This window comes from Saccharopolyspora montiporae (assembly GCF_015209505.1).
Taxonomy (GTDB): Bacteria; Actinomycetota; Actinomycetes; order Mycobacteriales; family Pseudonocardiaceae; genus Saccharopolyspora; species Saccharopolyspora montiporae.
Genome location: NZ_JADEYC010000030.1, coordinates 16,797 through 36,481, shown reverse-complemented (window position 1 = coordinate 36,481; position 19,685 = coordinate 16,797). Strand labels below are relative to the sequence as shown.

Annotated in this window: 17 protein-coding genes; 7 read left to right on the top strand and 10 right to left on the bottom strand. The window is 71.3% G+C overall.

What is annotated here, in order from left to right; genetic code table 11:
* Nucleotides 1-23 precede the first annotated feature (23 nt).
* Both selB and selA read right to left on the bottom strand, forming a co-directional pair.
* Nucleotides 24-1,778 carry a selenocysteine-specific translation elongation factor gene (gene selB / locus IQ251_RS16215; RefSeq protein ID WP_193929445.1) on the bottom strand — a complete coding sequence of 585 codons (1,755 nt, stop codon included), beginning with the start codon at nt 1,776-1,778 and terminating at the stop codon, nt 24-26.
* On the bottom strand, nt 1,778-3,067 hold the full coding sequence (gene selA / locus IQ251_RS16210) for an L-seryl-tRNA(Sec) selenium transferase (protein ID WP_193929444.1): 1,290 nt from the start codon (nt 3,065-3,067) through the stop codon (nt 1,778-1,780). Before selA ends, selB begins: the two co-directional genes overlap by 1 nt.
* 113 nt (nt 3,068-3,180) lie before the next feature.
* On the opposite strand from selA, the gene ilvA reads away from it, so the two are divergent.
* Nucleotides 3,181-4,431, top strand: a complete 1,251-nt coding sequence (gene ilvA, locus IQ251_RS16205) for a threonine ammonia-lyase IlvA (protein WP_193929443.1) — start codon at nt 3,181-3,183, stop codon at nt 4,429-4,431.
* A gap of 60 nt (nt 4,432-4,491) precedes the next feature.
* On the opposite strand, the gene IQ251_RS16200 is transcribed toward ilvA, so the two are convergent.
* The gene (locus IQ251_RS16200) at nt 4,492-4,917 is read right to left on the bottom strand and encodes a hypothetical protein (RefSeq protein WP_193929442.1); all 426 of its coding nucleotides are present in this window, start codon (nt 4,915-4,917) and stop codon (nt 4,492-4,494) included.
* 400 nt (nt 4,918-5,317) lie between these two features.
* Here IQ251_RS16200 and IQ251_RS16195 point away from each other — a divergent pair, with 400 nt between their 5' ends.
* Both IQ251_RS16195 and IQ251_RS16190 read left to right on the top strand, forming a co-directional pair.
* Nucleotides 5,318-6,178: a helix-turn-helix domain-containing protein gene (locus IQ251_RS16195; protein ID WP_193929441.1), complete on the top strand. Its 861-nt coding sequence runs from the start codon at nt 5,318-5,320 to the stop codon at nt 6,176-6,178.
* Nucleotides 6,179-6,192: 14 nt separating this feature from the next.
* Nucleotides 6,193-6,399 carry a DUF397 domain-containing protein gene (locus IQ251_RS16190; RefSeq protein WP_193929440.1) on the top strand — a complete coding sequence of 69 codons (207 nt, stop codon included), beginning with the start codon at nt 6,193-6,195 and terminating at the stop codon, nt 6,397-6,399.
* Nucleotides 6,400-6,459: 60 nt separating this feature from the next.
* Here the strand turns inward: IQ251_RS16190 and dnaE are convergent, their stop codons facing one another.
* A complete protein-coding gene (dnaE, locus tag IQ251_RS16185) occupies nt 6,460-10,050 on the bottom strand; it encodes a DNA polymerase III subunit alpha (RefSeq protein WP_193929439.1) in 3,591 nt (1,196 codons plus the stop codon).
* Nucleotides 10,051-10,197: 147 nt separating this feature from the next.
* The gene (locus IQ251_RS16180) at nt 10,198-10,893 is read right to left on the bottom strand and encodes a type 1 glutamine amidotransferase domain-containing protein (RefSeq protein WP_193929438.1); all 696 of its coding nucleotides are present in this window, start codon (nt 10,891-10,893) and stop codon (nt 10,198-10,200) included.
* A 593-nt stretch (nt 10,894-11,486) separates the two neighbouring features.
* Here IQ251_RS16180 and IQ251_RS16175 point away from each other — a divergent pair.
* Nucleotides 11,487-11,705, top strand: coding sequence for a hypothetical protein (locus tag IQ251_RS16175; protein WP_193929500.1), 219 nt, complete (start codon nt 11,487-11,489; stop codon nt 11,703-11,705).
* A gap of 97 nt (nt 11,706-11,802) precedes the next feature.
* Here IQ251_RS16175 and IQ251_RS16170 read toward each other — a convergent pair whose 3' ends face one another.
* The 3 genes from IQ251_RS16170 to IQ251_RS16160 form a co-directional block, all read right to left on the bottom strand.
* The gene (locus IQ251_RS16170) at nt 11,803-12,990 is read right to left on the bottom strand and encodes a cytochrome P450 (RefSeq protein WP_193929437.1); all 1,188 of its coding nucleotides are present in this window, start codon (nt 12,988-12,990) and stop codon (nt 11,803-11,805) included.
* Nucleotides 12,991-13,141: 151 nt separating this feature from the next.
* Entirely contained in the window at nt 13,142-13,963 is an 822-nt protein-coding gene (locus IQ251_RS16165; RefSeq protein ID WP_193929436.1) for a thioesterase family protein, read from the bottom strand.
* Between the two features lie 52 nt (nt 13,964-14,015).
* Nucleotides 14,016-14,642 (bottom strand): TetR/AcrR family transcriptional regulator, encoded by a 627-nt coding sequence (locus IQ251_RS16160; protein WP_193929435.1) that lies wholly within the window; start codon nt 14,640-14,642, stop codon nt 14,016-14,018.
* Between the two features lie 134 nt (nt 14,643-14,776).
* Between IQ251_RS16160 and IQ251_RS16155 the strand changes: the two genes are divergently transcribed.
* Nucleotides 14,777-15,976, top strand: a complete 1,200-nt coding sequence (locus tag IQ251_RS16155) for an acyl-CoA dehydrogenase family protein (RefSeq protein ID WP_193929434.1) — start codon at nt 14,777-14,779, stop codon at nt 15,974-15,976.
* Between the two features lie 37 nt (nt 15,977-16,013).
* Complete coding sequence (locus IQ251_RS16150) at nt 16,014-17,102, top strand: acyl-CoA dehydrogenase family protein (RefSeq protein ID WP_193929433.1); 1,089 nt, start codon at nt 16,014-16,016, stop codon at nt 17,100-17,102.
* A 10-nt stretch (nt 17,103-17,112) separates the two neighbouring features.
* On the opposite strand, the gene IQ251_RS16145 is transcribed toward IQ251_RS16150, so the two are convergent.
* Entirely contained in the window at nt 17,113-17,880 is a 768-nt protein-coding gene (locus tag IQ251_RS16145) for an SDR family NAD(P)-dependent oxidoreductase (RefSeq protein WP_193929432.1), read from the bottom strand.
* A gap of 89 nt (nt 17,881-17,969) precedes the next feature.
* Nucleotides 17,970-18,644: a TetR/AcrR family transcriptional regulator gene (locus IQ251_RS16140; RefSeq protein ID WP_193929431.1), complete on the bottom strand. Its 675-nt coding sequence runs from the start codon at nt 18,642-18,644 to the stop codon at nt 17,970-17,972.
* Between the two features lie 226 nt (nt 18,645-18,870).
* Here IQ251_RS16140 and IQ251_RS16135 point away from each other — a divergent pair, with 226 nt between their 5' ends.
* On the top strand, nt 18,871-19,668 hold the full coding sequence (locus tag IQ251_RS16135) for an enoyl-CoA hydratase-related protein (protein ID WP_193929430.1): 798 nt from the start codon (nt 18,871-18,873) through the stop codon (nt 19,666-19,668).
* The last annotated feature ends 17 nt before the right edge of the window (nt 19,669-19,685 follow it).

The window sequence follows — 19,685 nt, the reverse complement described above, 5'->3', positions numbered from 1 at the left end:
TTAGGCCCCGCGGTGCGGGTGGTTCAGCGCGGCGCGCGGATCTCGTGCGTGCCGTCCGGCAGCCGGTGCGTCCAGCCCCGCGCCGCGAGCAGTTCCAGCAGTGGTACCGCGACCCGCCGGGTGGTGCCCAGTTCCTGCCGGGCACTGCTGAGCGTGAACGGCCCCGGTAGCGGGCCCAGCCGCTCCAGCGCGCGGTCCGGGGCGTCCGGGAGCAGCACGATCCCGGGCGCCACCCGCAGCAGCAGCCCGCAACGCTCCGCGGCGGCGAGTTCCCGCTGCCCGAGCCGGAGTTCGGCGAGCCGTTCGGCGGTGGGGGCCTGGAACGGATCGGCCTCCAGCTGCCGGCGCAGCTCGTCGACCGCGCCGCGCACCGGTTCCGGCAGTCCGCCGGGGGAGCCGATCCGACCGGCGCGCACCTGCTTGCCGGCCTGCTCGGCCACCGCCCGCACCAGCGCCGCGTCCGGCAGGTCCAGGGCGCGGCGGACCGCCTCCTCCGGCATCCCTTCCTGCAACGGGTGGCGCTGCGCGTGCTCGTCGAGCAGGCTGCGCAACCGTTCGGCGAGCCGCGCGCGGTGCTGCGGGTCGATGAGCCACGTGCCCTCGTGCGGCGGGTGCAGGCCCATTTCGCGCAGCCGGTCGGCGGAGACCACCCGGCGGCGGCGCAGCTCGGCGGCGATATCGGTGGTGCCGTGCATGCCGTCCAGCTCGCGCGCCCGCCGGTGCGCGTCGCCGCGCCGGGACAGCCGCGGCGGGAACACGTCCAGCACCACGGCGCCGCCCGGCACCCGGTGCGCGCCGGGATCGCGCAGCAGCGCGCGATCACCCGGGCGCAGCGGCAGCGGTGTCGACAGCGCCAGCCGGGCGGTGTCCGCACCGAGCGGGCGCAGCCGCACCGGCACCGCGGCGGATCCGGCGTGCAGCACGAGTTCCCGCGGTAGATCGCCCGTCGCGCCGCCCACGATCCGCACATCGGCCTCCGCCGCGTTCGGCCAGCACCGCGGGGCCAGCAGCGCCTGTCCGCGGTGCAGCTGCGCCAGGTCGACACCGCGCAGGTTCACCGCCACCCGTGCCGTCCCGCGCACGTCGTCGGCGTCCTCGCCCAGCACCTGCAGCCCGCGCACCGCGATCTCCGGGGGCCGGTCGGTCCCGTCGTGCAGCACCAGCCGTTGCCCGGTGCGCAGCGTGCCGTCCCGCAGGGTCCCGGTGACGACCGGGCCCGCGCCGCGGATGCCGAAGGCGCGGTCGATCCACAGCCGCACGTCCGCGTCCGCATCCGGCTGCGGCAGCTCGGCGAGCAACCCGGCCAGCCGCGTGCGCAGCCGGTCCAGGCCGTGCCCAGTCGCCGAGCTGACCGCGACCGCCTCCGCACCGGCCAGCCCGGTGCCGTCCAGCGCTTCGCGTGCCTGCTGCAGCGCCGCGGCCGGATCGGCGAGATCGCAGCGGGTGAGCACGAGCAGCCCCCGCTGCACGCCGAGCGCCTCCAACGCCGCCAGGTGCTCGGTCGACTGCGGCATCCAGCCCTCGTCGGCGGCGACCGCGAACAGCACCGCGGGCACCGGCCCGACTCCGGCGAGCATGTTCGGCACGAAGCGCTCGTGCCCGGGCACGTCGACGAACGCGGTCCGGACACCGCCCAACTCGGTCCACGCGAAGCCGAGATCGATCGTCAGGCCGCGCCGGTGCTCCTCGGACCACCGGTCGGGTTCCATGCCGGTCAGCGCCCGCACCAGCGCCGACTTCCCGTGGTCGACGTGCCCGGCCGTGGCCACGACCCGCATCAGGCGGCCCGGAGCACGGCGTCGGCCAGCTCCCCGTCGGCGTCGGCGGGCAGCGCGGCGAGGTCGAGCAGGCAGCTGTCCTGCTCGACGCGTGCCAGCACGGGCGGCTGCCCGGTGCGCAGCGGTTTGGCCCAGCGCTCCGGAATCGCGACCGCGGCGCTGGGCAGCGCGTGGCCGGGTGCGCTGCCCCCGCCGACCGCGGCGGCGGATTCCCGCGCCTCGGCGGGGATCCCGGCCGCGGACAGCGTGGCGGCGAGCCGTTCGGCCCGGCGCACCAGCACTTCGCGGTCCTGGCGCAGCGCCGCCTCGACCGGTCCGCGCGGTCCGCGCAACGTGGCTTCCAGCGCGGCCAGGGTGAGCTTGTCGACGCGCAGCGCGCGGGCCAGCGGATGCCTGCGCAACCGGTCCACGAGGTCCGCGGAACCCAGCAGCAGGCCCGCTTGCGGACCACCGAGCAGCTTGTCCCCGCTGGCGATGACCAGGTCCGCCCCGTCGGCCAGCGCGCTGGTGGCGTCCGGTTCGCCGGGCAGCGACGGATGCGGGTGCAGCAGGCCGGATCCGATGTCGGCGACCACCGGTGCGCCCAGCTCGCGCAGCGCCGACACCGGCACTTCGGAGGTGAAGCCGCTGATCACGAAGTTCGACGGGTGGATCTTGAGCACGAACCCGGTGTCCGGGCCCAGCGCCTGCCGGTAGTCGTCCAGCTGCACGCGGTTGGTGGTGCCCACTTCGCGCAGCCGCGCGCCGGTCGCGGTGAGCAGCTCCGGGATGCGGAAGCCGTCGCCGATCTCGACCATCTCGCCGCGGGAGAGCACGATCTCCTTGTCCTGCGCCAGCGCGGTCGCGGCCAGGGACAGCGCCGCGGCCCCGTTGTTGACCACGTGCGCCGCGCCCGCCCGCGGGGCCGCGTCCAGCAGCGCCGCGATTGCGGCGGCACCGCGCGGTCCGCGCCGCCCGCTGTCCAGGTCCAGTTCCACATCGGTGGCGCCGGCCGCCTCGCGCAGCGCGCCGATGGCCGCGTCGGACAGCGGGGCCCGGCCCAGGTTGGTGTGCAGCAGCACACCGGTCGCGTTGAGCACCCGCCGCACGCTGGATGCCGAGGGCGGCAGTTCGGCCAGCGTCGCGGCGACCACCGCCGAGGGCTCGATCTCACCGTCGCGCGCCCGCTGCTGCGCGGTGTGCACGGCCCGCTTGACGAGCTCGACCCCGAGCACCGGGAGCGTGGCCGCGATGTCCGGTTCGCCGAGCACCCGGTCGGTACCCGGCACGCTGCGCCGTGAATCCGCCATGGGCGCACTCTAGTCCGGTCCACGGCGCGGTCCAGGCGTGTTCGGTGGTCGTGTCGCCGGTTCGCTCCCGCCCCACCAGGTGCTGCTGTGGGCCCGGTCATTAGGATCGCCAGGTGTCCGAAGAGCTCAACCCGGCCGCGATCGTCCGCGCCGCCACCCGGCTCCGGCAGGTGGTGCACCGCACCCCGCTGGAGCGCAGCACCCGTCTGTCCGGTGAACTCGGCGCCCCGGTCGGGCTCAAGCGCGAGGACCTCCAGTTGTGCCGGTCGTACAAGGTGCGCGGGGCGTTCAGCCTCATCTCGGCACTGGCTCCCGAGGAGCGGGAGAGCGGCGTGGTGTGCGCCAGCGCGGGGAACCACGCGCAGGGCTTGGCGCTGAGCTGCCGCGAGCTCGGCATCCGCGGTCGCGTCTACCTGCCGGCCAACACGCCCCGGCAGAAGCGCAAGCGCATCGCGCAGATCGGCGGGGACCACGTCGAGCTGCACATCGTGGGCAGCTCGTTCGACGAGACCAGCGTGGCCGCCCAGCAGGACGCGGCCTCGACCGGCGCGGTCTACGTCCACCCGTTCGACGATCCGCGCACCATCGCCGGTCAGGGCACGGTCGGCCTGGAGATCGCCGAGCAGCACGACGGCGCGCTGGACACGGTGGTGGTGCCGGTCGGCGGTGGCGGGCTGCTGGCCGGGATCGCGTGCTGGATCAAGGAGCACTTCCCGGAGACGCGGGTGATCGGTGCCGAGCCGGCGGGCGCGGCCAGCATGCGCGCGGCGCTGGACGAGGGCGCCCCGGTCGCGCTGCAGCAGGTGGACACGTTCGTCGACGGCGCTGCCGTGGGCCGGGTCGGCGCGCACGGCTTCGAGGTGGTGCGCGATCTGGTCGACGAGATCGTCGCGGTGCCGGAAGGTGCCGTGTGCAGCGAGATGATCGACCTGTACCAGACCGACGGGATCATCGCCGAACCCGCCGGGGCGCTGGCCAGCGCGGCGCTGCGGATGCCGATGCGCCGCAGGCCGCAGGGCCCGGTGGTGTGCGTGGTCTCCGGCGGCAACAACGACCTGAGCCGCTACGGCGAGGTGGTCGAGCGCTCGCTGCTGCACGAGGGCCTGCGGCACTACTTCCTGGTCACGTTCCCGCAGGAACCCGGCGCGCTGCGGCACTTCCTGGACGAGGTGCTGGAGCAGGGCCAGGACATCATCGCGTTCGAGTACGTCAAGAAGAACAACCGGGAGACCGGTCCGGCCCTGGTGGGCATCGAACTGGACCACCCCGACGAGATCGACGGCCTCCGCAAGCGCATGGACGACAGCCCGCTGCACATCGAGCAGATCTCCCCGGGCTCCCCGCTGTTCTCCTTCCTGGTCTGAATCGGCAGCGGAGGAACGAGAAACCCCGCGCTGATCGGGGAGGACCACCTCGTGTCCGGTTCATCCGGGACTCGGGCAGTCGGGGCAGCGTTCGTAGCGTTCGGGTGGAATGCCGAACACGAGGAAGCCGATGGAGCCGCATTCGGCGAGGACGACTTCGCGGCCCGCGTGGTGGTGGATCAGCGGGTGTTCGGGGACGTCGTGCCAGCGGAGTTCGCCGCGCAGCCCGACCGCGTAGACGGTCGCGCTGGTCGGGTCGTCGTCGGGTGGGGTCGTTTCGGTGGTGGGCTGTTCGTCGAGCGGTGTTGCGAGGATGCAGAGTTCGCAGCCCATGCCGGTGATGTGCGGGAGCGGTTCCAGGGCCGAGTGGTGCGCGGTGAAGCCGCAGAGCGCTGTGCGGGTTCCGTCGCCGTGTTGGTGCGCGTCGAAGCTGTGCACCCGGTGATCGGTGCTGGAGTGCAGGCGTGCCAGGATGATTCGGCTCATCGGCGCGTCCCGCCGTCGGCCCCGACGACCTGGCCGGGGCCGGTCCGGGTCGTCGGGGCCGGGGGCCGCCCGCACCGGCCGGGGGCGTGCCGTGCGGGCGGGTCCAGCACGAGGTAAGCCGCAACCATCAGCGCATCGCCTGGAAAGCGGTGTGCCGCTTGGCGAATCGTGCGGTTCGTGCGCATCCCATCGTCACTTCCGTCCGGGCAGGTCACCCGCTGTGCAGGAGTTGATGCGACGTGCGGCTCGCTCCCATTTCAGCTGTCCTGCTCTGTATGTCGTTCGTAAACAGAACCCTAAATCCGCACTCCTACTGACGACCATGCTTCGATAGGGTGATCGTCAGAGGAGAGGCGGCGTGATCGATAATCAGTCCCCGGCACACCGGGGAGGGACTTGGATGGCGACACCGACAGTCCGGCGTCTGCAACTGGGCAACGAGCTGCGGCACGCACGTACGGCTGCAGGTCTGGAGTTGACCGACGCAGCGAAGATCCTCGACTGCGCGCCGACGAAGATCAGCCGTCTCGAACTCGGGCAGAGCGGAATCACCAAAGGCGACCTGCTGCTGTTGCTTCACGAATACGGCGACACCGAGGAGCACAAGCAATGGATGGTCGAGCTCGCCCGGACGCGCAGCGCGCGGGGTCGGTGGAGCGGCTACCGGGCAGCGTTCCCCGAGTGGTTCCGCCAGTACGTCGACCTGGAGACGGATGCCAACGACATTCGTCAGATCCAGAACGAGATCATTCCAGGGATCCTTCAGGTGGAGGCGTATATCCGGGCGCTGCACGCAGCGACGCCGCGAGCCGATGGTGACGAACTCGATGCGCGAGTGAAGGCCCGCCAAGAGCGGCAAACGATCTTTACTCGCGAGAGCCCGCCGAACGCCTCGTTCGTCCTCTCGGAGTCGTGCCTGCGCAGGCAGATCGGCGAAGCCGAGGTCATGCGCGAACAGATCGCCTATCTGATGAAGATGGCTCTGCTGGACAACATCCACCTCCAGGTCATCCCGTTCGGGGCTCAGACCTTCGGCGGTGACATGTCGTTCGACTTCACCCTGCTCACGATCCCTACGCCGGGGGGCGACGACCTGGAGTTCGTCTACATCGAGTCCTACGACGATGCCCGATACTTGGATGGCAAGGACTCCGTGGCGGCTTACGGTGGGCTCTGGAACCGGGTACAAGCCGCCGCGCTCGGCCCGAAGGAGTCGCTCAAGCTGCTGGAAGCGGTGGACGGTGAGTACCGAAACGGCTAGAGAGGTACCGAGAAATGAACCCCAACTTCGACGGCGCACACTGGTTCAAGTCGAGCCGTAGCAACGGCGGCCAGAACGCTTGCGTCGAGACAGCTTTCGTGCCCGGCTTCGCCGGCGTCCAGGACACCAAGGATCCGGAGCGCAAGGACCGCCTGGTCGTCACCGCAGACCAGTGGGCCTCTTTTATCGCCAACGTGAAGGCCGGTGCGGTGGACCTCTGAGGTTTCGCCGCACGGCGGAGCGCCCGCTCCCGAGCTGCCGGGGGCGGGCGCTCCGCGTGCTTACGCCGTGCCGGCGCGGTCGACCACGAAGCCGCGCACCGATTTGAGTTCCGAGACGAGCTCGGGGCACACCGTCACCGGCCAGTCCGGGAGTTCCAGCCGAGTGGACCCGACCTGGACGTGCACCGGCGTCTCCCCGCGGTGCGCACCGAGCGTGCTGCGCAGCTCGGCGACGGTGTCCCGGTTGACCGAGCGGGGAGCGGCGCGCAGCACCAGCGGGGGTTCGGAGCCCGGCGCGTGCTCGGCCGCGGCGATGTCCACCGGCACGGCTTCCGACGCGAACACGCTGATCTCGCCCTCGCGCTCGTTCACCCGGCCCTTGACCGCCAGGGCCGAGTCCTCGACGAGGCAATCCGCGAACACCTCGTAGGACTTCGGGAAGAACAGCACCTCGACACCCGCGTCGAAGTCCTCCAGCGTGATGATCGCCCAGGGCTGCCCGTTCTTGTTGACCCGCCGCTGCACCCCGGAGATCATCCCGGCGATCTTGACCTCGTCCGCCTTGCCGCCGCTGGGCTCCCGTTCGCCGCCGACCAGGTTGGCGATGGTGGTGTCCTGGTACGGCCGCAGCAACCGCTCGGCCCCGTCCAGCGGGTGCGCCGACACGTACAGGCCCAGCATCTCCCGCTCGTAGGCGAGCAGCTGCTTGCGCGGCCACTCGTCGGGGGTGAACTGCAGGTGCGCCAGCGGTGAGCTTTCCTCGGCACCTGCGGCGTCATCGCCGCCGAACAGGTCGAACTGGCCCATCGCCTCGTGCCGCTTGAGGCCGATCACCGCTTCCACCGCGGACTCGTGGTGCTGGATCAGCGACATGCGCGTCTGGCCGAGCGAGTCGAAAGCACCGGCCTTGACCAGGGATTCGACCACCCGCTTATTGCACGCGGCGATATCGATCTTGTCCAGGAAGTCGGTGAACGAGGCGAACCGGCCCTTCTGCTCCCGGGTCTTGACGATCGACTCGACCACGTGCGTACCGACGTTGCGGATCGCGCCCATTCCGAACCGGATGCGGCCGTCCACCGCGGTGTGCTCCACGACGGATTCGTTGATGTCCGGCGGCAGCACCCGGATGCCCATCCGGCGGCACTCGGACAGGTACACGCCGGTCTTTTCCTTGTTGTGCGCGTTGGCGGTCAGCAGCGCCGCCATGTACTCGGCCGGGTAGTGCGCCTTCAGGTACGCGGTCCAGTACGTGACCAGGCCGTAGGCCGCGGCGTGCGACTTGTTGAACGCGTACCCGGCGAACGGCAGAACCGTGGCCCAGAGCTGGTCGATGGCTTCCTTGCTGTACTCGCGCTCGGCCATCCCGGCGTGGAAGCGCTCGAACTCCTGGTCCAGCACTTCCTTCTTCTTCTTGCCCATCGCGCGGCGCAGCAGGTCGGCTTGCCCGAGGCTGTACCCGGCGACCCGCTGCGCGATCGCCATGACCTGCTCCTGGTACACGATCAGGCCGTAGGTCTCACCGAGGACGTTCTCCAGCGGCTGGTCCAGCTCCGGGTGGATCGGCTCGACCGGCTTCTTGCCGTTCTTGCGGTCGGCGAAGTCCAGGTGCGCGTTCACGTCCATCGGACCCGGCCGGTACAGGGCGTTCGCGGCCACGATGTCCGAAAAGCCCGTCGGCTGGAGCCGTTTCAGCAGCGACTGCATCCCGCCGCCTTCCAGCTGGAACACGCCCAGGCTCTCCCCGCGGGCGAGGAGGTCGTAGGTGGCGGCATCGTCCAGCGGGATGTCCAGCGGTTCGATGTCGATGCCGTGGTTGGCCTTCACCATGCGCACGGCGTCGTCGATCGTGGTCATGTTGATCAGCCCGAGGATGTCGATCTTCAGCAGGCCGACGTCCTCGCACTGCGGACCGTCCCAGCCGGTGATGATCTCCCCGTCGCCGCGCTTCCACAGCGGCAGCACGTCCAGCAGGGGTTCCCGGCTGATGATGTGCGCGCACGCGTGCACGCCGGCGTTGCGGATCAGGCCTTCCAGACCGCGGGCGGTGTCGAAGATCTTGCGGATCTGCGGGTCGTTGTCGACCAGCGCGCGGACCTCGGCGGCCTCCGGGTAGCGCTCGTGCTCCGGATCGGTGATCCCGGCCAGCGGGATGTCCTTCGCCGCGATCGGCGCGGGCAACGCCTTGCTGAACTTGTCGGCGAGCTGGAAACCCGGCTGCCCGAGGTGCACCCGGGCGGCGTCCTTGAACGCTGCCTTCGTCTTAATCGTGCCGTAGGTGATGACCTTGGCGAAGTACTCCTCGCCGTACTTCTCCTTCGCGTATTCGATGACCTCGTCGCGCCTGCGCTCGTCGAAGTCGATGTCGATGTCCGGCGGGGAGTCGCGCTCCGGGTTGAGGAACCGCTCGAAGAGCAGCCCGTGCTTCAGCGGGTCGATGTCGATGATGCGCAGCACGTAGGACAGCAGCGCGCCCGCCGCCGAGCCGCGGCCCGGACCCACCCGGATCCCGTTGTTCTTCGCCCACCGGATCATGTCGCCGACCACCAGGAAGTACGAGGAGTACCCCTTCTCGGTGATGACCTTGAGCTCCCATTCGAGCTGGTCGCGGTAGTCCTGCGTGAAGCTGCCGTCCGGGAACCGGGCCGGGATGAACTCCTCGACCTCGTCGCGCAGCACCTCGACGTCGGTGCGGCCGGCCTCCACCTTGGCCTGCGGCATCCGGTTCGTCGGCGCGAACGCCTCCTCGTAGCCCTCCACCATCTCGGTGATCCGCAAGGTGCTGTCCGCTGCGTCCGGGACCTCGGCGTCCCAGTACTCGCGCATCTCCGCCGAGGACTTGATGTGGTAGCCGTCACCGTTGAACTTGAACCGGTCGGTGTCGGCCAGCATCGACTTGGTCTGCAGGCACAGCAGCGCGTCGTGTTGCTCGGCCTGATCGGCGGTCACGTAATGTGAATCGTTAGTGGCCACCGTGCGCAGACCGAGCTGCCGGGCGATGTCCAGCAGGTCGGTGCGGATGTTGCGCTCCATCTGGATGCCGTGGTCCATGACCTCGATGTAGAACCGGTCGGCACCGAAGATGTCCTTGTAGTCGGACGCGGCCTGCATCGCTTCCTGCTTCTGACCGAGCCGCAACCGGGTCAGCACCTCGCCGGCCAGGCACCCGCTCGTGGCGATGATGCCCTCCGCGTGCTCGGCGATCAGCTCCCGATCCATCCGCGGCTTGCGGAAGAAGCCCTGCATGGACGCCAGCGACGAGAGGGTGAAGAGATTGCGCAGCCCGGTCGAGTTCTGCGCGAGCATCGTCATGTGCGTGTAGGCACCCGCGCCCGAGACATCACCGGTCTCGCCGTACTCGTCGGCTTCCTTCTTCCCGGTCGTCGCCCGCTGCCCCCAGAACACCGGCTTCTTGTGGTAACGACTCGCCGGCGCCACGTACGCCTCGATGCCGATAATCGGCTTGATACCGGCCTTGGTGGCGTGCGTGTAGAAGCTGTGCGCACCGAACATGTTGCCGTGGTCGGTCATCGCCACCGCGGGCTGTTCCAGCCGGGCGACCTCGGCGAACAGCGCGTCGTGCTTGGCGGCACCGTCCAGCATCGAGAACTCGGTGTGCACGTGCAGGTGGACGAAGGAATCGGTGGACACGCGGGCAGCTCCGGAACGTCGGGTAGGGCTGAGGTCGCTGGTGCGCCAACTCTAGTCGCCCTACTCCGGGTGGTCGGGAAGCGCCGGGGCCGTGTTGCGGCGCCCCGTGCCCACCGTCGACGAGCCGGCACGGGGCGCCCTGCGCGGTCAGCTCAGCGCGTCGGTGACGGCTTCGGCCAGCGGTCGGGACGACGCCGGGTTCTGCCCGGTGAACAGGTTGCGGTCCGCCACCACGTTGGGCTCCCACGGCTGCCCTTCGGCGAACCGGGCGCCGAGCTCGACGAGCCGGTCCTGCACCAGCCAGCGCGCCTTGTCGGCCAGGCCGACCTGGCTCTCTTCGGCGTTGGTGAACGCGGTGAGCCGGTAGCCGGTGAACGGGTTGGTCCCGTCGGCGCGTTCGGCCGCCAGCAGCGCGGCCGGCGCGTGGCAGACCACGGCCAGCGGTTTGCCCGAGTCCAGCGCATCGGTGAGCAGCCTGCCGGAGGTGGCGCTGACCGCCAGGTCCTCCATCGGCCCGTGCCCGCCCGGGTAGAACACCGCGTCGTATTCGGCGACGTCGGCGTCCTCCAGCGCGATCGGCCGGTGCAGCTCGGCGGCCGAGTCCAGCACCGCGCGGATCGCGTCGGCGGCGTCCTGCCCGCCGTTGGCCTCCGCGGCCAGGCTCCCGCCGTCCACCGGCGGCACCACGCCGCCCGGGGTGGCCACGGTGATCTCGTGTCCCGCCTCGCGGAACACCTCGTACGGGGCGGTGAACTCCTCCGCCCAGAACCCGGTCGGGTGCTTCGTCCCGTCGGCGAGCGTCCACTGGTCGGTACCGGTCATCGCGAACAGGATCTTGGCCATCGATAGCTCCCACATGTCGCCTGCCTGTGCCGCCCCGATCCGGAGCGGTTCCACCCGGGCCGACACCGCGTGCCGCGCCGCGCATTCCCGGCGTGCCGCGGATGCGAAATGTGCCACACGGTGCCGCCCGCGCTGCGGATCGTCCCCGATGCGGGAACCGGACGCGTCCCGGGGCGCGCGGGCGGATGTCTTCCTGCCGCCGGATGAGCGCGCGCATTCGACCGGAAAGGCCCGCGGCGCGGAAATGCATCCCGGGGCGGCCGAATGCGGGGGTTCCTGCGGAGCGGAATCGTTCTGCCGTTGTTTCGGCGTGGTTTCGCCGGGTGTCCGGAGATGGTGCGGAATTCGTTCTTGCGCTGCGGGAACCGCCGGTGCCCGCAGCGTCTGCTGAATCCGGTTCCCTGCTGGCAGGACGACCGGAATTCCCGGTGCGCCCGGGTGGGATCCGCGGCGGCGGAATGCGGCGAGGAACCGCGTTGCGGAAGGTCGTTTCGGGTTCGAAAAGTCGACGTTAAACGGCTTGTCGATGGGGACGAAAGGCGCAAGCCTGTGGGCGTCGCTGATCGACGCGGCACGAACACAAGGAGGATGGCGTGCAGGTAGAAACGGATGAGCAGTCGATGACCGCAGGCGGGAACAACGCCCGCCGCGTGGCCGTGGCCGCCGCGGCGGTCCCGGTGATGCTGATCGCGCTGGCGATGCCCGCGAACGCGGTCGAGATCGCGCCGATCGCCGAGGTCCTGGACAGCCTCCTGGCCGATGTGCTGTCCACCGTCGGCGCGGTGCTCGACGCTCTCGGGCTCGCCGCGTGACGACCCGGGCGTAGTCGGGGGACTGCCCCTGCACCGGTGACCGGCCGCCGATCCGCAGGACCGGCGGCCGGTTCGCGTTCTCCGCCTCGCGGAACGGTCAGGACGTGGCCACGACCATGCCGCGCAACTCGTAGCCGCCGATCGCATCGTTGAACGACACCCGCGGTTCGGACCGCATCCGGATCCCGGGCACCGCGAACAGGCCACGCAGGAACACGTCCGTCTCCAGGATCGCGATGCTCGCGCCGGGGCACTTGTGCGCGCCATCGCCGAACGACATGCCCTGCGCGGCGGCGGATCCGGCCAGCTCGCGCCCGGGGCAGACCTCGTGCCCCCGCGCACCGACCGCGTCCGGATCGGTGTTCGCATCGCCCACCGCGATGTCCACGATCTCGCCCGCGGGCACCGTCACCGGCCCGTTGGCGGAGGGCACCTCGATCTCCGCGGTGGTGCGCCTGCGCAGGTGGCCGACCACCGGCTCCAGGCGCAGCAGCTCGTGCAGCACCGCCAGCCTGCCGGGCTCATCGGCGTTTCGGTAGTGCGCCAACAGGTCCGCATCGGTGAACAGGTGCCAGGCCGCCAGGTTGACGAACTCCCGGGTAGTCACCATGCCCGCGGCGGCGAACGTGATGCACTCGCCCAGGATTTCGGCCGACGAGCAGCCCTCGTCCAGCAGGTGTGAGATCAGGTCGTCCTGCCGCGCGCGGCGCCGGGCGCGCACCGCCGGCCGCACATCGCCCAGGTAGACACCCAGCCAGTTGGTCAGCTGCCGCTGGATCCAGTACAGCCCGTGCAGGCTGGTGAACCCCGGTGTGCCGAACTCTTCCGGGAAGAACCGCTCCAGCCGGTCGCGGATGCCCGGCTTGCTGTCGGTGAGCCCGATCACCGCCGAGGCGACCTCGATCGCGAGGTGAAAGCTCATCTCGGAGAGTTCGGCCGAACCGGTGCGGGTGAGCTCGGCCAGCTGCGCCTCGGCGACCCGGTGCATGATCGGCCGGTAGTGCTCGTCGACCCGCTTGGGCGTGAAGTAGCGGGCGGTCTGCCTGCGGTGCTCCCGGTGCTCCGGGCCGTCGCGGTAGAGCACCGGGCGGCGGATGCGGCCCGGCATCTTCTCCACCGTCTCCACACCCAGCCCGGCCTGCACCGTGTCCGTGCTGCGCAGCACGGTCCGCGCCGCGGCGTGCCCGGTGACCTGCCACTCGCCTGAGCCGCCGCGGCTGATCGGGCATTCGACGTCGGCGGTGTCGCGGGGGATCTTGCGCGCGTTCGGCCCGTCGGTCGGCATCGGGACCGGTCCTTCCGTCTCTGGTTACCGGGTGCATCCCGGTGGATCCGGAGAGGATATGCCCGAGTTCGGGTCCGCAGGCCCGGCCGAACGTGCGGCGTCGTCCCGCCGCACGCCCGACTGCGCCACCCGGAGCAGCCGACTGCGCCGATCAGGTCCGGGTGAGCGCGAACTGCCGGGACATGGCCACGAGGTTGCCCGCGCCGTCCCAGAGCAGCCCGTCCTCCTCGTGGTACGGCTCGTTGATCGCCCGGGTGGTGAACCGGCCGAGCAGCCACGGGGTCGTCGCGCGCCCGCGCACGTGCAGGGTCAGCTCCAGCGTCGGCACGTAGAACGCGGGCAGCACATCGAACACCGGGGGCGGGAAGGCGTCGGCGAACAACGCCAACGACGCGTCGTCGTGCGGGCGCTCGTCGCTGGTGCGGCACCACCCGGTGATCTCCGCGTTCCCCGCTCGCCGGCCGTTGAGCCAGCCCACGGTGGGATCGACCCGCACGTCCAGGCTGGATCCGTAGTCGGTGGCGTCCGCGCCGGCCTGCAGCTCGGAGCCCAGCGCGGGGGCGCACTCCTCCGGTGGCGGCAGGGTCGGCGGGACGAGTTCGCTGCGCGGCGGATCGTCCGGCAGCACGCCGAACACGGCCAGCACGCGCAGCGTCTCCTTGCCGTCCTGCACGATCGTGGCCTGCACGGTGGCGTGCGCCCCGCCGCCGCGGACGAGTTCCGCGGTGACCTGCGCGGGGCCCGGTGCGGTGGGGCGCAGGAAGTGCGCCGTGGCGGTGAGCACGTCGGGGTGCGGCGAGACGCGGCGCATGGCCGTGATGGCGATGGCGAACAGGACACCGCCGTGCGCGGCGCCGGTGGGGGCCCAGGACGGCGGGACGTCGGCGGTCCAGCCGTCCGCGGCCGGGGTCAGCTGCAGGAAGCGGTCCAGCGCCCACTTCGGCGCTTCGAGCGGTGATAGCTGTTCGGGCACGCGGCAATGCTCCACCGCGCACCGCGTCCGAGCAAAGCGCGCGTGGCGGCGGTCACTCCGCGAAAAGCAGCCGGTGCGCCAGTTCCTTCCACACCGCAAGGTGCGGATCGGTGCTGTGCGGGCGGTCGTCGAAGGCGTGCGGGAGGGCGGCACCGCGCATGCTGGTGAACAGCGTTTCGCGCAACAGCTCGTAGTTCGGGTGCGCGCAGACCGCCGGGCCCCAGATCCGGTCGGCGACCGCGCGGATCGAGGTCCGCAGTCGGCGCTCCTGCGGGTGCAGGGCCCGGGCCAGCGAGCGGTTGGTGCGCGCGGCCGTCCACAGCTCGATCGCGGCCCAGAAGGGAGGTTCGCGGAAGGTGTCCCAGAGCAGCTCGACGCAGCGGTCCACGCGCTGCCGCCCTTCCGGCTGCTCGGCGAGGAGCTCGGCCGCCTGCCGCTCGGTCTCGGCCAGCCGGTGTGCGGCCAGGTGCTGGGCGGCGGCGACGAGCAGTTCGTCCCGCGAGGGGAAGTGGTGCAGCAGTCGGCCGCGCGACACCCCCGCCTTGGTCTGAATGGCCACAGTGGACGAACCGGAGTACCCCAGCTCGACCAGGCAGTCCACCGCGGCGTCCAGGATCAACGCGCGGCTGTCGGCGGAGCGCTCGCTGCGGCTGCGGGCGTCGGCTGGTGTCCGGTCCACGGGCAGCAGGGTAACCGGCGGGGCGGTTCGGCGGATCCGCCCGCGAGGTCTCGTCAACACCCACCGCGATCGCTTAGAGTCAGGACTGACCGTTCGTGTCCGGCGCCGGGGCCGGTGCGAGGACGGAGGATCCGATGGCGCAAGCGGCCGACCGGTTTCGCAGCAGAGCCCGCGAGTGGCTCGCGGCGAACGCACCACCGCACGGTTCCGAATCCGACGAGGAGCAGGTGCGCACCGCCAAGCGCTTCCAGAAGGCGTTGCACGAGGCGGGTTTCGTCGGGATCACCTGGCCGGCCGAGTTCGGCGGACAGGGTCTGTCCGCCGCGGAGCAGCAGATCTTCGACGAGGAGGCCGCCTCCTTCGACCTGCCGACCTCGCTGTTCATGATCGGCATGGGCATGTGCGGTCCGACGCTGGCCGACCTGGGCACCGCCGAGCAGAAGACCCGCTACCTGCCGCCGCTGCTGCGCGGTGAAGAGGTGTGGTGCCAGCTGTTCTCCGAGCCGGGAGCCGGTTCGGACGTGGCCGGGCTGCAGACGCGCGCGGTGCGCGACGGGGCGGAGTGGGTCGTCACCGGGCAGAAGGTGTGGACGTCCGGTGCCCAGCACGCGGATTTCGGCGCGCTGCTGGCGCGCACCGATCCGGACGTGCCCAAGCACCGCGGGATCACCATGTTCGTCGTCGACATGCGCGCGCCCGGCGTGCAGGTGCGCCCGCTGCGCGACATGACGGGGCGCGCACCGTTCAACGAGGTCCACTTCGACGAGGTCCGGTTGCCCACCGATGCGGTGGTCGGCGAGGTGAACGCCGGGTGGGCGGCCGCGGTCACCATGCTCGGCCACGAGCGGGTCTCCATCGGTGGATCCGCCCGGCCGCGCTACGACCCGCTGGCGCACCGCAACCTCGCCGAGGTGGCACACCGCACCGGCCGGGACCGCGATCCCGCGGTGCGCCGGGAACTGGCCGCGCTGCACGCCGCCGAGCGCAGCCTCGCCCTGTACAACACCCGGATGAACCAGCTCGCCGACGCCGGGAACCCACCCGGTGCGGCCGGATCCGTGGCCAAGCTCGCCGGTGCCGAACTGCTCTGGCGCGCGGTGCACGTCGCCGGGCTGATCCGCGGCGCCGGGCTCACCGCCTGGGCGGCCGACGACGCGGATGCCGAAGCGCTGGCGGTGGCGGTCAACGCCACCCCGGCCTCCAGCATCGCGGGTGGCACCAACCAGGTGCAGCGCACCATCATCGGCGACCGGATCCTCGGTCTGCCCGCCGAACCCCGGGTGGACCGCGACGTCCCGTTCCGGCAACTGCGGATCGGCACCCAGGCCAGCTGACGACGGCGAGACCGCACGAGTGCGAGGAGGAACCGGCATGCAGCTGGTCCTGGATCCCGAACAGCAGCAGCTGCGCGACTCGGTGCGCGCGCTGCTGGCCGACCACGCCGGCTCCGCGCGGGTGCGCGAGGTCGTGGACGGCGAGCAGACCTGGGACCGGCGGCTGTGGCGCAGGTTGGCCGCCGAGCAGGAGCTCACCGGACTGGCGGTGCCCGCCGAGCACGGCGGTTCCGGGGCGGGCCAGGTGGAGCGCAGCGTGCTGCTGGAAGAACTGGGCAGGTCGGTGGCGCCGGTCCCGTTCTTGGCCTCCGGCGTGTTCGCCACCGACGTGCTGCTCGCGCTCGACGAGCCGGATCCGGCGCTGCTGGCCGCGCTCACCGCGGGCGAGCAGGTGGCCGCGGTGGTCGTCGCGGACGACACGGGCCGGTGGGGATCGTCCGCGCAGCAGGTCCGCGCCACCCGGGAGGAGTCCGGCTGGCAGCTGACCGGTTCGGCGGCTCCGGTGCTGTCCGGTGACGCCGCCGACGTCGTGCTCGTCTACGCCGCGACCGCGGAGGGCGCGGGCTGGTTCGCGGTGTCCGCGAGCGATCTCGGGTGCACGCGGCTGCGCACCCTCGACCCGACCCGGGGCATGGCGCGGTTGGACTTCCGCGCGTCCCCGGCGCAGGCACTGCACACCGCCGATCCCGCCGCTGTGCTCGCCGCGGCGCGGGATCGGGCGGCGGTGGCGGTCAGCGCCGAGCAGGTCGGCGTGATGGACCGGATGCTGGAGATGACCGTCGATTATGCCCGGCTGCGCGTGCAGTTCGGCCGCCCCATCGGGTCATACCAGGCCGTCAAGCACGCCTGTGCGGACATGCACAGCGCCTGCGAGCAGGCGCGCGCCGTGCTGCGCTACGCCGCCTGGACCGCCGACCACGATCCGGACCGGCTCCCGGAGGCCGCCGCGCTTTCCCGCACCTGCACGGCAGCGGAGGCGTTCCGCACCGCGGCCACCGGCCTGCAGCTGCACGGCGGGATCGGCTACACCTGGGAACACGACGCCCACTTGTTCTACAAGCGGGCCAAGACCTGCGAGCTGCTGCTGGGCAGCGGTGCGGACGCAGCGGTGGGGCAACCGTCCTGAGCGGACCCGCTCAGAACGCGTCGTAGCCGCCGTCGAGGGTGATCGCGTCCGCCGTGTGGAAGGCGCTGGCCGGACTGGCCAGGTAGACCGCGATCGCGCCGAAGTCGTCGGGCGTTCCCCACCGGCCGCCGGGCATCCGCGGCAGCACGCGGCGCTGGAATCCCTCGGACTGCAGCATCGGATCCGCCAGCGGTGTGCTGACCCAGCCCGGGAGCACGGCGTTGGCGCGGATGTCGTGCTTGGCCAGTTCCATCGCGATCGATTTGACCATGGACACCACGCCGCCCTTGCTGGCCGCGTAGGCCTGCCCGCGCGGCGGGCCCTGCTTGGCGGCCAGGCTCGATGTCGCCACGAGGCTGCCGCCCTCGCCCTGCTCGACCATCCGCGCGGCCGCGGCGCGCAGCGTGCTGAACGCGCCCTCCAGGTTGACCCGGGTCACGCGGCGGAATTCCTCCGCGCTGGTCTCGGTGAAACGCGTTCCGCCGGAACCGATCCCGGCGTTGGCGAAGCACGAGTCGATCCGGCCGAAGTGGTCGGCGGTGCGCGACATCGCGTCCTCGACCTGCTGTTCGTCGCCCACATCGCAGCGCAGCGCGAGGACATCGGCACCGGCGGCGGACAGCGTCGCCGCGGCGTCGCTGTTGCGCTGCTCATTGGTGCCCCAGAGGCACACCCGGGCACCTGCGGCGGCGAGCGCTCCGGCCATGCCGAAACCGATCCCCGAGTTCCCGCCGGTGATCACCGAAACATGCCCGGTCAGGTCGAACAGGTCGGTCAACGGTCCTCCCGGTGCTCCGCTCGGCACCAGGTGCCCGGCGCCGCCGATGATCCTGGCCCGCTGCGGTGTACCTGCGCAAGACCCGGGGATCAGTGCGGGTGCAGCAGGTGCGCGTACTGCCGCTTGCGGCGGGGTTCGACCAGCGAGCCGAGCAGCAGCGCGGTCTGCTTGGCCACGTACTCGCCGAGGTCGAGCTTCTGCTCCAGGTACCAGTGCTTGAGCGCCCAGCCGTGCGCCATGAGCACGAGGTCGTGCGCCACCAGGTCGGCGTCCAGGTCGACCAGCAGGCCGGCCGCGGTGCCCCGGTGCAGCGCCGCGCGCAGCGGTTCGGTGCTGGCGACCTCCATCGCCTTGATCTTCACCCGGCCCTGGCTGCTCAGCGCGCGGCTCTCCCGGTAGGTCAGCACGGCCGCGTGCCTGCGCTCGTCGACGACCTCGCAGTAGGCGCGGAACGCGGCGGCCACCTCCTCCACCGGGTCGTCCCCGGCTGCGGCCACGGCCTCGGGCACCCGGGTGGAGATGGTGTCCAGCACGTCCACGATCACCGCCAGCAGCAGCTCGTCCTTGCCGCCGAAGTACCGGTAGATGAGCCCGACGCTGACCTCGGCCTCCTCGGCCAGGGCCTGCATGGACACGCCCTGGAACCCCTCGCGCTCCATGAGCGTCGCCGCGGCGTCCAGCAGCTGCCTGCTGCGCCAGGCGGCCCGTGCGGCGCGGGCGGCTTCGCCCGGGTCGTTGCCGCGGGATCGGGCGGGTGAGGACATCTCGGCACTCCATCCGGTCGGTGAACGGCTGTTCAGCACGAGTGGATCCATGTTCACACCGGTCCGCGCCCCGCGTTCCCGGCGGGGGCGGTGGCCCTTGACACAGGGGTCGGTGTGAATCAGCATTCACTCACGATGAACCGATGTTCATCGTAACTGAATTCGGATTCGACAACGACCCGCGACCCGGAACGCGAGCGGGAAACGGCGAGGGGAGAGGTCATCGATGACCGGTTACACCGATATCGAGTACGCCGTGCAGGACACCGCAGCGGTGGTCACCATCAGCCGGCCGGAGCGCTACAACGCCTTCCGCGGCAAGACCGTCGAGGAGCTCATCTCCGCGCTGCGCACGGCCTGGGCCGACGAGCGCGTGCGTACCGTGATCCTCACCGGTGCGGGGGAGAAGGCGTTCTGCACCGGCGGTGACGTCAAGCAGCGCGCCGAAACCGGGGACTACGGTCCGACCGAGAGCGGCATGTTCGAGATCGGCTACCTGCACAAGCTGATTCGCGACATCCCGAAACCGGTCATCGCCGCGGTGAACGGGCTCGCGATCGGCGGCGGGCACGTGCTGCACGTGCTCTGCGACCTGACCATCGCCGCCGACACCGCCCGGTTCGGCCAGTCCGGGCCGCGGGTCGGTTCCTTCGACGCCGGATTCGGGTCCGCCTTCCTCGCGCGGATCGTCGGGGAGAAGCGGGCCCGCGAGATCTGGTACCTGTGCCGGCAGTACGACGCGGAGACCGCCGAGCGCTGGGGACTGGTGAACCGGGTCGTCGCGGCCGACCAGCTGCTCGACGAGGCGCGCACCTGGGCCGCCGAGATCGCGGCGAACAGCCCCACGGCGCTGAAGTTCCTCAAGCAGTCGTTCAACGCCGACACCGACCACCAGGCGGGCCTGTCCAACATGGCCATGTCGGCGCTGCACCTGTTCACCGACTCCACCGAGGCGCAGGAAGGCGCGAGTGCCTTCGCCGAGAAGCGCAAGCCGGACTTCACCGGTTATCCGGCGCCGGCGTGATCCGCCCGGGACGACCG

Bases quoted from the DNA above. Each gene is read 5' to 3' on its own strand.
- IQ251_RS16200 (WP_193929442.1), bottom strand. From the start codon at position 4,917: ATGAGCCGAATCATCCTGGCACGCCTGCACTCCAGCACCGATCACCGG.
- IQ251_RS16150 (WP_193929433.1), top strand. From the start codon at position 16,014: ATGCAGCTGGTCCTGGATCCCGAACAGCAGCAGCTGCGCGACTCGGTG.
- IQ251_RS16195 (WP_193929441.1), top strand. From the start codon at position 5,318: ATGGCGACACCGACAGTCCGGCGTCTGCAACTGGGCAACGAGCTGCGG.
- IQ251_RS16170 (WP_193929437.1), bottom strand. From the start codon at position 12,990: ATGCCGACCGACGGGCCGAACGCGCGCAAGATCCCCCGCGACACCGCC.
- selB (WP_193929445.1), bottom strand. From the start codon at position 1,778: ATGCGGGTCGTGGCCACGGCCGGGCACGTCGACCACGGGAAGTCGGCG.
- IQ251_RS16190 (WP_193929440.1), top strand. From the start codon at position 6,193: ATGAACCCCAACTTCGACGGCGCACACTGGTTCAAGTCGAGCCGTAGC.
- selA (WP_193929444.1), bottom strand. From the start codon at position 3,067: ATGGCGGATTCACGGCGCAGCGTGCCGGGTACCGACCGGGTGCTCGGC.
- IQ251_RS16135 (WP_193929430.1), top strand. From the start codon at position 18,871: ATGACCGGTTACACCGATATCGAGTACGCCGTGCAGGACACCGCAGCG.
- IQ251_RS16180 (WP_193929438.1), bottom strand. From the start codon at position 10,893: ATGGCCAAGATCCTGTTCGCGATGACCGGTACCGACCAGTGGACGCTC.
- IQ251_RS16140 (WP_193929431.1), bottom strand. From the start codon at position 18,644: ATGTCCTCACCCGCCCGATCCCGCGGCAACGACCCGGGCGAAGCCGCC.
- IQ251_RS16155 (WP_193929434.1), top strand. From the start codon at position 14,777: ATGGCGCAAGCGGCCGACCGGTTTCGCAGCAGAGCCCGCGAGTGGCTC.